We start from the raw sequence: 15,145 nt of genomic DNA, 5'->3' as shown, positions 1-15,145 counted from the left end.
CCCACCCGCCGACCATGACAGGGCTGAGGACTGAGCCTCTTCTCGTCGACCGCACCGGCGCGGTCGTCACGCTCACGCTCAACCGGCCCGACGCGATGAACGCCCTCACCGTCGAGCTCAAGGAGGCCCTGCGCGACACGCTGGCCTCGCTCGAGACCGACAAGTCGTGCCGGGCGATCGTGCTGGCCGGGGCGGGCACGGCGTTCTGCGTCGGGCAGGATCTGCGCGAACACGCGGCGCAGCTGGAGTCGGGAGCCACCGACCTGGACACCGTACGGGTGCACTACAACCCGATCGCCCAGCGGCTCGCCAGCATGCCCAAGCCCGTGGTGGCCGCGGTGCGGGGCATGGCGGCCGGGGCCGGGGCGTCGTTCGCGCTGCTGGCCGACTTCCGGATCGGCGGGCCCAAGACCAGCTTCCTGATGGCGTTCGCCAACGTCGGGCTGGCCGGCGACAGCGGGGTCTCGTGGTCGCTGCCCCGGATCGTGGGGCACGCCCGGGCGCTGGAACTGCTGCTGCTGGCCGAGCCGGTGCGCGCCCAGAGGTCGTACGAGATGGGTCTGCTCTCGCGTCTGACCGAGGACGACGAGCAGGTGCTGCCGGCCGCCCAGGAACTGGCCTCGCGTCTCGCGGCCGGGCCGACGGTCGCCTACGGGGCGATCAAGCGCGAACTCTCGATCGGCGACGCGGGCACGCTGTCCGACGCGCTGGCGGCCGAGGCCCAGGCGCAGGCCATCTGCGGCGCCACGGCCGACCACAAGGCCGCCGTCGACGCCTTCGTCAACAAGCAGAAGCCGTCCTTCGAGGGCCGGTGAAACACCCGGACGCCGGGAACGGTGTGTTCCCGGCGTCCAGGTGAACGGTCAGCCGCCCAGGCTTGAGGCGGCGCTGCGGATGGCGGACGAGAAGTAGCTGACCTGGGTGTAGACGCCGGGCTTGTTGGGCCGGGCGCACCCGTACCCCCAGCTCACGATCCCGACCTGCACCCAGGCGTTGCTCGCGTCGCGGCGGAACATGGGGCCGCCGGAGTCGCCCTGGCAGGTGTCGGTGCCGCCGGAGGTGTAACCGGCGCAGATCTCCTCGGCCGCGATCACCTCGCCGCCGTACATCGAGGACGAGTTGCAGGTGGCGTCGCTGACGAACGGCACGTTGGCCTTGAGCAGGTAACGCTGCTGTGCCCCGCCCTCACGGTTCGCGCCCCAGCCGGCGACCGTGAAGGTGCCCGAGTCGTACGCCGTGCTGGTCGCGATCGGCAGCGTGGCCAGCGTCGTGACCGGGCTGGACAGGCGGATGAAGGCCCAGTCGTCGCCGTTGCCGTTGTAGCCGGGCGCGCGGTAGACGTAGTTCGAGGTGCGGGTGATCCGGCTGCTCGACTGCAGGTCGACGACCCCGAGCGTGGCCGTGATCGACGAGTTGGCGCCCGTACGGCTCACGCAGTGCGCGGCCGTGAGCACCAGGGTCGGGCTGTACAGCGCGCCGCCGCAGCCCATCGACAGGCGCACCATCCACGGGAACTCGCCCTGCGTGGCCTGGCTGCCGCCGACCACCGACGGGCTGACGACACCGTCGCCGGGCGGCGCGGTCGGCGCTGCCTCGGCGGTCGTGCCCCACGCCGCCACGGTGAGCGCGGCCACTGCCGTGCTCACGAGAATCCGCCACTTGACCATTCGGTCCTCCCACCACGAGCGCGCCCGGTAGGACGCGATTGGGGAGGAGCGTATGCATCAACATCGATGTATGTGAGATCCCAAAACCGTCATATTGTGTTCTGAGCCTCTGGTCACCGCTCCGCGGCTCCGGGATTACTCAGTCCTGGTCCTCGTCCTCGTCGTCGTCTTCTTCGGGGTCCTGGTTGGCTTCGGCACCCAGGACGAAGGCCTGCATGGCGAGCTCGTTGCCGGAAGGCCACACGTAGGTCGGCAGCTCGGCCGGGCCCAGCTCGAGCACGTGCGACCAGAACTGGCGGACCGCCTCGGCCGGGGTGGCCGCCTCGATCGGCAGCGCGACGCTGACGAACCACGCCTTCTTGTCGCCGACTGCGGCCCCACCGATCGCGGCGGCCAGGCGCCGGAACAGCTCGGGGTCGACCGGAGCGATCCGGACGTCGTCGTCGAGCCGCAGCCCGGCCGCCGTCGCCGGCTCGTCGAAGGCACGGCGCAGGTAGGCCAGGACCAGGTCGTCCTGCTCGCCCGGCACGGCCTGCGTGAGCGCCACCACCTCATGGCCGGCGACGAGCAGCACCTCGTCGTCGGGGCCGATCGGACCCGCACCGCCCGGCACCGTCACCGTGTCGTGGTGGAAGAGCCGCTCGGTCGCCCATTGTTCCGCCGGAATGATCACCGCCCACTGAGCCATGCTTCCATCTCATCACGTGGCCGGGGCGGGACCGATCGCTGGGACCCAACAGCCCGCCAGATGGTCGTCGACCATGCCGGTGGCCTGCATCAACGCGTACGCCGTGGTGGGCCCGACGAATCGGAAGCCCCGTTTCTTGAGGTCTTTGGCCATCGCCGTGGACTCGGGCGTGATGGCCGGCACGTCGGCGCGGGTGGCCGGGCGGGGCGGTTTCGGGTCGGGCGCGTAGGACCAGAGCAGGGCGTCGAGTCCGCCCGGCAGCTCGGCCGCCACGCGGGCGTTGGCCAGCGCGGCGTCGACCTTCATGCGGTTGCGGACGATGCCGGGGTCGGCCATCAGGCGGGTGGCGTCGTCGTCGGTGAACGCGGCGACCTTCTCGATCGAGAACCCGGCGAACGCGGCCCGGAACGCCGGCCGTTTGCGCAGGATGGTGATCCAGGACAGGCCGGACTGGAACGCCTCGAGAGTCATCCGCTCGAACAGGGCGTCGTCACCGCGCACCGGACGACCCCACTCGGAGTCGTGATAGGGCAAGTAGTCGGGCGTGCTGCCGCCCCAGAAGCAGCGGGCCCGGCCGTCGGCACCGATCACGAGCCCTGCGGTGTCAGTCATGGCGAACACCGTAGAGGCGACGTACGACAGAACTACGGCAGCTTGCCCTCTTCGACGAGCCGCCCGAACTTCCTGAGGGCGCCGGTGAAGCTCAGCTTCGATCCGGGCCACAGCACCGGCCAGGCCAGCTTGCCGACCGGGCCGGCGGGCAGGTGGAACCACTCGTGCAGCACCACCTGGGTGCGATCGCCCGACATGGCCGTGCAGCGCATCGTGCCGGGCCCCCGCAGCACCTTGCCGCAGTGCACAACCCTCACCTCGTACGGGGGGTTGACCTTGACCACCCGCATCTCGTCGCGCAGCGCCGCCGGGCCGAGCGTGGTGATCGCCTCGACCAGACTGCCCTCGCCACCGTCGCCCCGGACCACCCGGAATGTGGTGAAGGGCACCCACTGAGACTGCTTTTCCCAGCTCAGGAAGGCGTCGAAGACACGCTGGGCGGGCGCGTTGACGATGACCGTGGCGGTCACCTCGCCGGAGCCGGGGCGAACGGCGTCACCCAACCCGTCGACGGGATCGGACGCGCTCACTTGGTCTCGGCCGGCTCGGTGCGCGCCGGCGCCGGGGTGTCGTCCGCGACGGGCAGCGGCTCGGGATCGGCCGGGGTGACGGTGACCTGGGGGTCGGAGCTGGGGGCGGGCGCCGTGGCGGCCTCGGACGGGGCGATCGCCGCCTCACGGGCGCGCCGCAGCACGTCGGCGTCGGCCGTCCGCCCCTCGCGCAGCGCGGCGACCTCGGCCTCGAGCACGCCGATCAGCTCGCCCTTGTAACCGATGTCATACGCGGCGCGCTGCAGGGCCTGGTCGACCTGGGACATGCGGTAACCGCGCCAGGCCGTGTCGAACTTCGTGCGGACGATGTCCTCCTCACCGAGCGGCCGGTCGCTCGGCAACGGCACGGCCGCCCCGTCCGGCTCGACGGGCGTCAATGCGTTGTCGCCGCCACCGATCATCACGGTCACGCCGAACACGATCGCCGCGACGACCAGTGCCACGACGATGAAGAGGAAAAGCTGGCCCATGCGCACGATGTTGGCATGCCGCGCAGCGCGTGGCGAGCCCGCCACCCCGACTCGCCCGGCTGCCGGGACTCAGGTCCAGGTCAGGATCTTTTTGCGCCAGGCGTAGAGGATGCCGAGGGCGAGGACCGCGACGAAGACCCCCATCTCGGCCACCGTGGCCCAGCCGAAACCCGGAAGGTCGAAGACAACCGCCCACGGGAAGAGAAAAACGGCCTCCACGGCGAAAAGCACATAGAGGTACGCGTACACGTAGTAGCGGATCTGGGCCTGCGCCCAGTCGCCCCCGACCGGGTCGATGCCGCTCTCGTAGGCCACGAACTTGCCCGCCGGCTCGGCCGGGGCGGACGGCTTGAGCAGCTTGTTGGCCCCGAAGGCGCCCACGAAGACGAGCACGCCGGCCGCCGCGACCAAGCCGAGCGTGGCGTACGACCCCAGATACCCGTCCACGATCCGTCAGCGTAGCCGGATAGTGGACTCCAGTGGTTCCGCTGTGCCGGACCTGGCTACTGTGGTCAACGGCCTGGGCCGGGCCGTGTAAGGACCGGCGACGTAGGCTGGAGATGACTATCGCGGGCCGGCCCACAGTCGTGCTCATCCCGCCGGTCGGCACATGGGAGGTTGCGAACGTGTCCGCTTCCGCTGGAGCGAAGCGAGTCGAACAACTGGATCGGGTGGTCATCCGGTTCGCCGGCGACTCGGGCGACGGCATGCAGCTGACCGGTGACCGATTCACCTCGGAAACCGCCCAGCTGGGCAACGACATCTCCACCCTGCCGAACTTCCCGGCCGAGATCCGGGCGCCCGCGGGCACCCTGCCGGGCGTGTCGAGCTTCCAGGTGCACTTCGCCGACTACGACATCCTCACCCCCGGCGACTCGCCGAACGTGCTGGTCGCGATGAATCCGGCCGCGCTCAAGGCCAACCTGTCCGACCTGCCGCCCGGCGCCGACATCATCGTCAACACCGACGAGTTCACCAAGCGCAACCTGGCCAAGGTCGGTTACGCGGTGAGCCCGCTCGAGGACGGCTCGCTGGCCGGCTATGCCCTGCACCCGGTCGCCCTGACCTCGATGACAGTCGGCGCGCTGGCCGAGCTGGGCGTGGCCAAGAAGGACGCCGAACGCGCGAAGAACATGTTCGCGCTCGGCCTGCTGAGCTGGATGTACTCGCGCCCGTTCGAGTCGACGCTGCGGTTCCTGGAGTCGAAGTTCGCCAAGCGCCCCGACCTGGTCGCGGCGAACAAGGCCGCCTTCCAGGCCGGTTGGAACTTCGGCGAGACGACCGAGGACTTCGCCGTCCGCTACGAGGTCAAGCCCGCGCGCATGCAGCCGGGCACCTATCGCAACATCACCGGCAACCAGGCGCTCGCGCTGGGCCTGGTGGCGGCGAGCGTACGGTCCAAGCTGCCGCTGTTCCTGGGCGCCTACCCGATCACCCCGGCCTCCGACATCCTGCACGAGCTGAGCAAGCACAAGAAGTTCGGCATCACCACGATGCAGGCCGAGGACGAGATCGCTGCCATCGGCGCCGCGCTCGGGGCCTCGTACGGGGGCGCTCTGGGTGTCACCACGACGTCGGGTCCCGGTGTGGCGCTCAAGGGCGAGACGATCTCGCTGGCCATCGCGCTGGAGCTGCCGCTGGTCATCGTCGACGTGCAGCGGGCCGGCCCGTCGACGGGCATGCCGACCAAGACCGAGCAGGCCGACCTCAACATGGCCCTGCACGGCCGGCACGGCGAGGCGCCGCTCGCGGTGATCGCTCCGAAGTCGCCGTCGGACTGCTTCCACGCGGCCATCGAGGCGGCCCGGATAGCCCTGAAATACCGCACTCCGGTCATCCTGCTCTCGGACAACTACGTGGCCAACGGCTCCGAGCCCTGGCTGCTGCCGTCCTCCGACGAGCTGCCCGACATCTCGGTCGAGTTCACCACCGAGGCCAACGGCGAGGACGGGCGCTTCCTGCCCTACCTGCGTGACCCCGAGACCATGGCACGGCCGTGGGCGATCCCCGGCACGCCCGGCCTCGAGCACCGCATCGGCGGGCTGGAGAAAGCCGACAAGACCGGCGACATCTCGTACGACCCGGCCAACCACGAGCACATGGTGCGCACCCGGGCCGCCCGCATCGAGGCCATCGAGGTGCCCGACGTCGAGGTCGAGGACGCCGACGAGAACGCGCGCGTGCTCGTGCTCGGCTGGGGTTCCACGTACGGGCCGATCGGCGCGGCGTGCCGGGCCCTGCGGCAGCGCGGCCTGCCGATCGCGCAGGCCCACCTGCGGCACCTGGCGCCGCTGCCGGCCAACCTCGGCGAGGTGCTGGCGGCGTACGACAAGGTCGTCGTTCCGGAGATGAACCTGGGCCAGCTGGCCCACGTGATCCGCGCGAAGTACCTGATCGACGCGGTTCCCTTCAACCAGATCAGCGGCCTGCCGTTCACCGCCGCGACGCTGGAGAACATGCTCGAGGACGTGGTCAAGAATGGCTAGCCCGACCATCCCCATTACGCCGGTGAAGCTGACGGCGAAGGACTTCAAGAGCGATCAAGAGGTCCGCTGGTGCCCCGGTTGTGGTGACTACGCGATCCTGGCCGCCGTGCAGGGATTCATGCCCGAGCTCGGCATCCCGCGCGAGAACATCGTGTTCGTCTCGGGCATCGGGTGCTCCTCGCGTTTCCCGTACTACATGAACACGTACGGGATGCACTCGATCCACGGCCGGGCGCCGGCCATCGCCACGGGACTGTCGGTGTCGCGCCCCGACCTGTCGGTGTGGGTCGTGACCGGCGACGGTGACGCGCTCTCGATCGGCGGCAACCACCTGATCCACGCGCTGCGCCGCAACGTCAACCTCAAGATCCTGCTGTTCAACAACCGGATCTACGGCCTGACCAAGGGGCAGTACTCCCCGACCTCCGAGATCGGCAAGATCACGAAGTCGACGCCGGCGGGCTCGGCCGACTCGCCGTTCAACCCGATCTCGCTCGCGCTGGGCGCCGAGGCGACGTTCGTCGCCCGCACGATCGACTCCGACCGTAAGCATCTGCAGTCGGTGCTGCGCGCGGCCGCGGAGCACCAGGGTTCGGCGTTCGTCGAGATCTACCAGAACTGCAACATCTTCAACGACGGCGCGTTCGAGCTGATCAAGGACGCGAGCAGCCGTGACGACCACCTGATCCGCCTCGAGCAGGGCGAGCCGATCACGTTCGGCGCCGAGAAGCAGTTCTCGGTGACGCACCCGGCCGGCAGCTTCGGCCTCAAGGTGGAAGAGGGCGGCGAGGCCCTCGTGCACGACGCCACGGTCGACGACCCGGCGTACGCGTTCGCCCTGTCCCGGCTTTCCGGCTCGGATCTGGGCACCACGCCGATCGGCGTGTTCCGTGACGTGCAGCGCCCGTCCTACGACGAGCTGATCACCAAGCAGCTGCTGGACGCCAAGGCCCAGGCCGACGGCACCCCCGATCAGATGCTCGACGCGCTGCTGAACAAGGCCGACACCTGGACGATCATGTAGGACGCCGGGACCGGCGGCTCAGACGGCCACATCCACAGCGCTGCTCTCGTCGCGGATGTAGACGATCAGGTCGCCGGTCTCGATCATGAGTTTCTGCTCGCCGCCCAGCGGCAGGACCTTGCCCCGGCGGATCAGCGCGACGGCCAGCGTGGACAGCTCGCGCGGGTTGCGCCCGACCTCGGCCCGCTCGGCACTGCGCATCGCCAGCGCCATGCCCTGCCCGGGGGTGAGCAGGTCCTCCACCACGTCGATCAGCGGTGGCGCGGTGGTGGTGAGACCGAGCAGCCGCCCGGCGGTGGCGGACGAGACGATCACATGGTGGGCGCCGCTCTGCTTCAGCAGGGCGGCGTTCTCCTGTTCGCGGACCGAGGCGATGATCCGCACCTGGCCCGCGGTGAGCTGACGGACGGTCAGCGAGATCAGCACCGAGGCCTCGTCGGTATCGGTCGCGATGATGACCGCCTTCGAGTTCTTGACGTCGGCCTCGAGCAGCACCGCCGAGCGGGTCGCGTTGCCCTCGATGACCACCAGGCCGTTGGCGATGGCCTGCCGTACGCCGTCGGGGCGGCTCTCGACCACGACGATGCGCGACTTGTCGTACCCCGTCTCCAGCAGCGCGGCGACCGCGGCCCGGCCCTTGGTGCCGTAGCCGCAGATGATGATGTGGTCTTTCAACTGTCGCCTCCACCGGCTGACACGCAGGCTGTTGCGATATTGGTCGGTGAGCACCTCGAGGGTGGTGCCGACCAGGATGATCAGGAAGAGCACGCGGGCCGGCGTGATGAACAGGACGTTCATCAGCCGGGCGTGCGGGGTGACCGGCGTGATGTCGCCGTACCCGGTGGTGGAGAGCGACACGACCGCGTAGTAGAAGCAGTCGAGCAGGGTCAGCCCGTCCTCGTTGAGGTCGCGGTAGCCCTCGCGGTCGGTATAGATCGCCGCCACCGTGACCAGCACGAGCGTGATGGCGAGCGCCAGCCGGATGCCAAGCGCGCGGAGGGGCCCCTGCCGGACCCTAGGAATGTTGATCATGTGATGCCCTGCACGGTGTCACCATAGCGATCGAGTCCGGGGCGACTACCCAGGACATCACATTAATCATCGTTAAGGAACATCAACGGGAAGCTTCAGCACGGTCCGGGAAAGCGGGACGGACGACGTTGTCCGCACATGGTCACGGTTCGAAAACTGCACTGATGACCCGACGCATCGCTTTCGTCCTCGCCCTGGTGCTGGCCCTCGTCGCCCCCGCCGGGATCGCCCGGGCCACCACCACCGACAAGGCCACCGTCCTGACCAGCTGGACCCAACCCACCGCGGCCAGCACTGCCAAGTGGAACGCGGCTCGGCTCAACCGGGAACCCTGGCTGAGCTACGGCTTCGACTGGTCGACCGACGACTGCTCGGCCAGCCCGGAACGGCCGCTCGGCTTCGACTTCACCAACGCGTGCCGCCACCACGACTTCGGCTACCGCAACTACAAGGCCCTGGGAGAGTTCCGGGCGAACAAGGCGCGGGTCGACGACACGTTCTACGCCGACATGAAGCGGGTGTGCGTGCGTTACAGCGCGCTCGTGCGGGCCGCCTGTTACAGCGTGGCGTGGACGTACTACCAGGCCGTACACGTCTTCGGCTCGGTGGCGTCAGTGCGTCAGGCCGACCTGGACCGGGCGTCGAAGGTCATGCGCAACCGTTAGCTGCCCTGCAGGGTCTGCGCGAACCGGGCGGCACCGTCCTCGAGATCGGGGTGCTCGACGGCGAGGGCCAGGGCGACGATCCGATCGAAACCCAGATCAACCCCTTCGGCGTACGCGGTGTCGAAAGCACCATCGCCCAGCACTGACCGCAACGCCAGCTGCTGGGCCGACCAGAAGCGCCCGAACATCTCCGTACGCCGGGCCCCGCGCGCCGCCTCCGCCCCGCCGAACAGCATCGCGGAGGTCGCCAGGTCACCACCCATCGCGCACCGGACCGCGATGGCCGCCACCGCGTCGGCCGCCGAACCCCGGAAGCCGTGCCGCAGCCGGGACCGGAGAGCCACCACCAGGTGGTCATGACCGGCGACGAGGTCACCGCGGCGCAACGCCACCATGCCCAGGAGCCAGTCGACCGTACGTTTGCCGCGGTGCTCCGGGCAGCTCGCCTCGGCCTGCCGGGCGCCACCCAGCAACTCGGCCGCCTCGTTCAGCCCGTCACGCTGCCACAGCATCTCGGCCAGCGCGATCACCGCGGGCAGCGCCGACTCGGCCGCACCGATGCGCTCGGCCTCGGCGATCACCTCGCGGCACACCTGCTCTGCCTCGTCGTAGCGGCCGGCCTCGATCAACGTCGTCCGATGCCCGGCCAGCGCGCGCACGAGCAGGGCCGGGTCCCCCTCGGCCCGCGCGATCCGTTCGGCCCGGTCGAGGAACCTCGTACGCTCGGCACGGTCGTCCGACAGGCCCGCGTGCACCAGGTGCGCGGCGGCGAGCACGGCCGGTTCCACGTCGACCCCGTCGAGCCGTTGATACAAGCGGAACAGCAGGTCACGACCCTCGCCGGCGCCGCCGTGCTCACGCCACCAGGGATCGAGCGCCAGGGCCAGGCGCAGGCCGGAGCGAACGCTGCCCCTGGTCGCGGCCCAGCGCAGCGCCGTCTCCCACTCCGGCACGTACGGGGTCATCTCGGTGAGCGACGTCGTGCGGACCTGGCCGTCGGTGTCGAACGTGACCGAATCCAGCGTGTGCAGGGCCCAGGCGACGTGGCGGTCGCGAACCGCGCGCTCGTCCCCCGCTGCGGTCAAGCGGCGGGAAGCGTACGCGCGCACCTGCCCCGAAAGCCGGTAACGCGGGCCCGGAATCACCTCGGCCAGGGACTTGTCGACCAGCTCGGACAGTGCGCCCAGAGCGTCGGCGCCGCACCACTCCACCGTCGCCAGGTCGACCGGGCCCGCGAAAACCGCCAGCCGCCGCAACAGACCGGCGGCCGGCCGGGTCAACGTCCGGTACGACCAGTCCAGGTTGGCGCTCAGGCTCCCGTGCCGGTCGTCCGGCCCCAGGTCGTACGAGTTCTCGTGCCAGGCGCCCAGGCCGGTGTCGATGGGGTCCAAGGCGGACAGCGGGTCACCCAGGCGGGACGCGAGCTGGGCGGCCGAGAGCGATCGCAGACGAGCCGCGGCCAGCTCCACCGACAGGGGTGAGCCCTCCAACCGGGCAGCCACGTCGGCGAGGTCAGCCTGATCGTCGGCCGGGCCGGGACGACCACCCCGGGCCTCGGCGGTGCGCTCGGCGAGCAGTGCGAACACGTCCCCGGGTGACATCGGCGGGAGGCGCCACACGAACTCGCCCGCAACGTTCAGCGGCACCCGGCTCGTGACCAGCACACCGACATGCGGGCAACGGGCAAGCAGACGGCGTACGAGGGTGGCGCAGGCGGCCGGGGACGCGTCGGCGGTCTGCAGGATCAGCAGCATCCGGCGGCCCGAACAATGGTCCAGCAGCGTCTCAAGCACCGGACGGCCCGGCTCGGTGCGCACCCCCAGAGCGGCGGCCATGGCGCGTGCGAGCCCCTGGTGCGAGTTGGCGGCGTCGACCGTCCAGACCCCGTCCCCGTACGCGGGAAGAAGTTGATCTGCCACCGCCAGCGAGAGTCGCGTCTTGCCTGCGCCGCCCGGAGCCGTGACGGTCACGATGCGGTGACGCTGCACGAGGTCGATCAGCTCGCTCACCTCGGCGCGGCGGCCCAGAAAAGGGGTGAGCGGGACCGGAAGGTTGTTGGTGGGCGCCGCCGGGGTGCGCGGGCGGGGGAAATCGTGTTCCAGGCCCGGCGCGACGATCTGGAAGATGCGCTCGTCGTCGTCGAAGCCGCGGAGCCGGTGCGGGCCCAGATCGACCAGGTCGAAATCGCGCTGCGGCTCCTCGGGGGCTGGGCCCGTGAGAGCGAACGCTTTCAGCTCCGCTCCCGCAGTCAGGAGCGCGAGGGCAGTGGCGCCGGAACAGAGGATCTGCCCGCCGTGCGCAGCCGCCGAGACCCGTGCTGCGCGGTGCACCTCGACACTGGCGTACTCGCGGTCCCCGATCGGGCGGGCCCAGCCGGTGTGCATGCCCATCCGCACCCGCGGCGCGACATCCGGGCTGGGCCAGGCGAATGCGGACAGTTGCCGCTGAGCCTCCACACAGGCCGCGACCGCTCGCGCCGGATCCTGAAAAGCAATGAAGAAACTGTCACCCTCAGTGAATAGCTCGACACCGTCGAAGTCACTCAACGCAGTTCTCATCACCGAGCGGTGATCGCCGAGGACCAAGCCGTAGTCGTCACCGAGCATCCGGGCCAACCGAGTCGAGCCCTCAATGTCGGTGAACACAAAGGTCACCAGGCCGCTCGGCAGCTCGGTCGGTCCCGACACGGTTGAACCTCCGCCCCCTTTGGGAAGTCGCGTCTCATGCTGCCGTATCACTGTGTCACCGACCATCGTAGAAACGGACGGTAATCATCCATCCGCCCCGACCGACCCCGGACGAAGGACACCAGCGGCTTCGTTAAGCACTACGCGTGACGTAACGAAATGGATCGAGCGGAGTCACGCCGCGGTCGGCCAGTTCCGGCCGCCCGTTCGGCGGTCCCCGCAAGAGACACCCTGGTTTGACACACCGGGAGCGGCCCGGCCGACCGCCCTCGTACCGCTAGATCATCATATTTCCGCCTGCTCCGCCGCAGGTCGCACCGCCGGTCCGCCTTCCAGGGAGATCAGCGTGGAATTCCTGAAGATCGGACCGTTGTCCCACTATGCGGGCGCCCTGCTGTTCCGTCGGCCTTCGTGGACCGGCTGCCTGGCGTGGGGCCGCTTGGCTGTGGGTGGTCGGCTCTTTGCGCTGTGCGGCCCCCCGGGTGCGCGGTTGATCAGATGCGGATGTTTTCGTGCGCTGGTCGCGCCTCGAAGTCGGGGTGGACGGTGCTGTGCGGCTCAGGCAGCCGGAGGACGCGGCGCGGGTCCTCGGGGCGACCCGCCTGGGCGAGATCAGTTCCGACGGTGGCGGCTTCAGCGCACGCTTGGCGCGCTTCACAACCGGTCGCGGGTTGGGTCAGCGCGGACTTCTTGGCGGGTGCAGGCGGCCACGACGTCAGCTGCGGGCCGGTTGGCGCAGACGTCGTGGTGGGTGCGGGCGACCAACGCGGACGTCGTGGTCGTCGCGACTGGTCAACGCGGACGTCGTGGTCGACGCGGCCGCTCAACGCGGACGTCGTGGTCGACGCGACTGGTCAACGCGGACGTCGTGGTCGACGCGGCCGCTCAACGCGGACGCCGTGGCCGACGCGGCCGGTCAACGCGGACGCCGTGGCCGACGCCGCCGATCAACACAGACGCCGTCGTTGTCTCGCCTGGTCAACGCGGACGCCGTGGCCGACGCCACCGATCAACGCGAGCGTCGTGGCGAGTGCCGGCAGTCAACGCGGACGCCACGGTCAACGCGAATGCCACGGACGACGCAAACGATCGACGTGGTCGTAGCGTCGGCGATCGGGCTGCGTGCCACTCCGCGGACGGTCGGTGCGGTCAGCAGCCGCAAGCGCCGCCGCAACAGCCACCGCCGCCGGCCGGCGCTGCTGGGCGTGCCGATGTGCTGCCGCCACCGTTGAACGCGACGGTCGAAAGCAGCTTGACCGTGTCGCCGTGGCCCTGCGGACAGGTCGTGGGCGCGGAGGCCTCGCTCATCGGCCGGTTGACCTCGAACGTGTCACCACAGGCGCGGCATCGAAACTCGTAACGCGGCATGCGCCAAAGAGTAGGCCCTCACCACGCTCTCAGAACAGCCAACCACCCCCACCCCACCCACCCGGGGGCTGGCCAGAAGCGTACGCCTCGGCAAGCCCGTCAAAGCTGGTTATCCACAGGCCGGAGAAGAGCCGAAAATCGTCGGCGAAGTTATCCACAGGCATCAACATGGGCACGTACGCCCGGGCTCGGGTTGGGTAGTGTCGTCCGCGTGGTGGAGCGGCAGGACAAAGAGGTGGCACGGCCCGAGCTGAGAGCTGCGGCGCCTCATCTGGGCGGGCCACTGGCCAGCTCGGGCGCGGCCCCGCTTGAGCCTCCGGCGCAGGCTTCGGCAGGCTCCGAGGGCGCCGCCACCGAGACGAATACCAGCGCGCCGAAATCGAACGCCATCGACACAACGGCTGGGCAGCCGGCAGCCGCGGCGCCGCCGGGTGCTGATGTCGCCTCACCGAGCGCGAGCCCGGCCGGCGCCAGCCCGGCAAGCACGGGCACAGCAAGCACGGGCACAGCAAGCACGGGCATGCCGGGTTCGGGTGCGGCAAGCACGGGCACAGCAGGCGCGGCAGGTGCGGGCACAGCAGGCGCGGCAGGTGCGGGCACAGCGGGCGCGGGCACAGCGGGCGCGGCTAGCACAAGTCCGGGTACGCCAGGCGCGGCGGCCGTCGGGGCGGGCACGGTAGGCGCTAGCACAGCGGCCATGCGCACGGCTGGTGCAGGCCCGGCGGGGGCTTCGGGGGCCACGGCGGGCGCTTCGAAGGCTGCGGGTCCCATGAGTGAGGTTGAGCGAGCGGCCCGGCTCAACGCTGCCGCAGGCAAGGATGACGGCAAGGACAGGGACAAGGGCAAGGACAAGGACGCCCCCACGCCGGGGGGTTCTGGGGCTCCGGTTGTGACCAAAGGGGCCGGTGCGGGCGCGGGGACCGGTGCGACGGTGGTCGGGCCTGGGCGCCGGGGTGGGCCGTTCCGGCTGGTGGGGCGGTTCGGGCGTGGGGCCGCCGCCTGGGCCAAGCGGCCGAGTGGGCGGCTCATCCTGCCGGCGATCATCGCTGTTGTGCTTCTCGGGGCGGCGGGCACGGCGGGGGCCTACCTGGTTCCCGAGGCGCTTCAGTCGGCGCCCTCGCCCAGTTCGACTCCCGGGTTTCCGCTGGATGCGGCGGGCGGGGTGCCGTCGGCGGGGCAGCCGGGCGGGCTTCCGGGGAGCGCTCCGGGCGGGTTGCCCAGCGGGGACGTGCCGTCGGGCGCGCCGACCGTCGGGCCCACCGTGGCGGCTCAGACCGGGGGGCGTCCGGCCGATGCGCTTGCCGGGTGGGCGGGGCAGATCGGCACACGCGTCGGCATTCCGGTGGTGGCGGTGCAGGCGTACGCGTATGCGGAGCTGGTCGCCACCCGCACCACGCCGTCGTGCCGGCTGAGCTGGACCACGCTGGCCGCGATCGGCAAGGTCGAGTCGTCGCACGGCAGCGCCAACGGGGCCGTGCTCTCGACGGACGGAACGGCCCTGCCGTCGATCCTGGGGCTGCCGCTCGACGGCAAGGGCGGCCGCCAGCTGATCCCGGACACCGATCGGGGCGCGCTCGACCAGGACACCACGTACGACCGGGCTGTTGGTCCTCTGCAGTTCATCCCGGCGACCTGGAACGCCTACAAGGTGGACGCCGACAACAACGGCATCGCGGACCCCAACGACATCGACGACGCGGCGGTGACAGCGGCCAAGTATCTGTGTCAGAACGGGCGGGACATGTCCAGGGCGGACTCGTGGTGGGACGCGATCCTGTCGTACAACGCCGTCCGGCCGTATGCACAGAAAGTGTTCGATGCGGCCAACGACTATGGCAGGCGATCTCGCAGCTGATGTGCAACCTGCACGCAGTGTGACGATGTCTACACATTTC

14 protein-coding genes are annotated in these 15,145 nt (G+C 70.2%); 5 read left to right on the top strand and 9 right to left on the bottom strand.

Annotated features, from left to right (window positions below; translation table 11 throughout):
* The first annotated feature begins 14 nt into the window (after positions 1-14).
* Positions 15-815, top strand: a complete 801-nt coding sequence (locus tag C8E87_RS18865) for an enoyl-CoA hydratase-related protein (protein ID WP_133876927.1) — start codon at positions 15-17, stop codon at positions 813-815.
* Between the two features lie 48 nt (positions 816-863).
* Here the strand turns inward: C8E87_RS18865 and C8E87_RS18860 are convergent, their stop codons facing one another.
* From C8E87_RS18860 to ndhC, 6 genes are all read right to left on the bottom strand, one after another.
* The gene (locus C8E87_RS18860; RefSeq protein ID WP_133874315.1) at positions 864-1,667 is read right to left on the bottom strand and encodes a S1 family peptidase; all 804 of its coding nucleotides are present in this window, start codon (positions 1,665-1,667) and stop codon (positions 864-866) included.
* 139 nt (positions 1,668-1,806) lie between these two features.
* Positions 1,807-2,355 (bottom strand): hypothetical protein, encoded by a 549-nt coding sequence (locus C8E87_RS18855; protein WP_133874314.1) that lies wholly within the window; start codon positions 2,353-2,355, stop codon positions 1,807-1,809.
* Between the two features lie 12 nt (positions 2,356-2,367).
* On the bottom strand, positions 2,368-2,967 hold the full coding sequence (locus tag C8E87_RS18850) for a DNA-3-methyladenine glycosylase I (protein WP_133874313.1): 600 nt from the start codon (positions 2,965-2,967) through the stop codon (positions 2,368-2,370).
* 32 nt (positions 2,968-2,999) lie between these two features.
* On the bottom strand, positions 3,000-3,497 hold the full coding sequence (locus C8E87_RS18845; RefSeq protein ID WP_133874312.1) for an SRPBCC family protein: 498 nt from the start codon (positions 3,495-3,497) through the stop codon (positions 3,000-3,002).
* On the bottom strand, positions 3,494-3,988 hold the full coding sequence (locus C8E87_RS18840; RefSeq protein ID WP_133874311.1) for a DivIVA domain-containing protein: 495 nt from the start codon (positions 3,986-3,988) through the stop codon (positions 3,494-3,496). The genes C8E87_RS18845 and C8E87_RS18840 overlap by 4 nt, the downstream gene beginning before the upstream one ends.
* Positions 3,989-4,057: 69 nt before the next feature.
* The gene (gene ndhC / locus C8E87_RS18835; RefSeq protein WP_133874310.1) at positions 4,058-4,435 is read right to left on the bottom strand and encodes an NADH-quinone oxidoreductase subunit A; all 378 of its coding nucleotides are present in this window, start codon (positions 4,433-4,435) and stop codon (positions 4,058-4,060) included.
* Between the two features lie 179 nt (positions 4,436-4,614).
* Here ndhC and C8E87_RS18830 point away from each other — a divergent pair, with 179 nt between their 5' ends.
* Both C8E87_RS18830 and C8E87_RS18825 read left to right on the top strand, forming a co-directional pair.
* Positions 4,615-6,474 carry a 2-oxoacid:acceptor oxidoreductase subunit alpha gene (locus C8E87_RS18830; RefSeq protein ID WP_133874309.1) on the top strand — a complete coding sequence of 620 codons (1,860 nt, stop codon included), beginning with the start codon at positions 4,615-4,617 and terminating at the stop codon, positions 6,472-6,474.
* Entirely contained in the window at positions 6,467-7,498 is a 1,032-nt protein-coding gene (locus C8E87_RS18825) for a 2-oxoacid:ferredoxin oxidoreductase subunit beta (RefSeq protein ID WP_133874308.1), read from the top strand. Before C8E87_RS18830 ends, C8E87_RS18825 begins: the two co-directional genes overlap by 8 nt.
* An 18-nt stretch (positions 7,499-7,516) precedes the next feature.
* Here C8E87_RS18825 and C8E87_RS18820 read toward each other — a convergent pair whose 3' ends face one another.
* Complete coding sequence (locus tag C8E87_RS18820) at positions 7,517-8,530, bottom strand: potassium channel family protein (protein WP_133874307.1); 1,014 nt, start codon at positions 8,528-8,530, stop codon at positions 7,517-7,519.
* A 164-nt stretch (positions 8,531-8,694) separates the two neighbouring features.
* On the opposite strand from C8E87_RS18820, the gene C8E87_RS18815 reads away from it, so the two are divergent.
* Positions 8,695-9,195 carry a phospholipase gene (locus C8E87_RS18815; RefSeq protein ID WP_133874306.1) on the top strand — a complete coding sequence of 167 codons (501 nt, stop codon included), beginning with the start codon at positions 8,695-8,697 and terminating at the stop codon, positions 9,193-9,195.
* Here C8E87_RS18815 and C8E87_RS18810 read toward each other — a convergent pair.
* Both C8E87_RS18810 and C8E87_RS46655 read right to left on the bottom strand, forming a co-directional pair.
* Complete coding sequence (locus tag C8E87_RS18810; protein WP_133874305.1) at positions 9,192-11,882, bottom strand: ATP-binding protein; 2,691 nt, start codon at positions 11,880-11,882, stop codon at positions 9,192-9,194. The genes C8E87_RS18815 and C8E87_RS18810 overlap by 4 nt on opposite strands.
* Before the next feature lie 1,149 nt (positions 11,883-13,031).
* Entirely contained in the window at positions 13,032-13,250 is a 219-nt protein-coding gene (locus C8E87_RS46655; protein ID WP_133874304.1) for an FmdB family zinc ribbon protein, read from the bottom strand.
* A 769-nt stretch (positions 13,251-14,019) separates the two neighbouring features.
* Here C8E87_RS46655 and C8E87_RS18800 point away from each other — a divergent pair.
* A complete protein-coding gene (locus C8E87_RS18800) occupies positions 14,020-15,105 on the top strand; it encodes a lytic transglycosylase domain-containing protein (protein ID WP_239079793.1) in 1,086 nt (361 codons plus the stop codon).
* Positions 15,106-15,145: the final 40 nt, after the last annotated feature.

The sequence above is a fragment of the Paractinoplanes brasiliensis genome (genome assembly GCF_004362215.1).
Lineage (GTDB): Bacteria > Actinomycetota > Actinomycetes > Mycobacteriales > Micromonosporaceae > Actinoplanes > Actinoplanes brasiliensis.
Note: the sequence above shows the minus strand (reverse complement) of the source record. Positions and strands in the feature narration are given on the sequence as shown.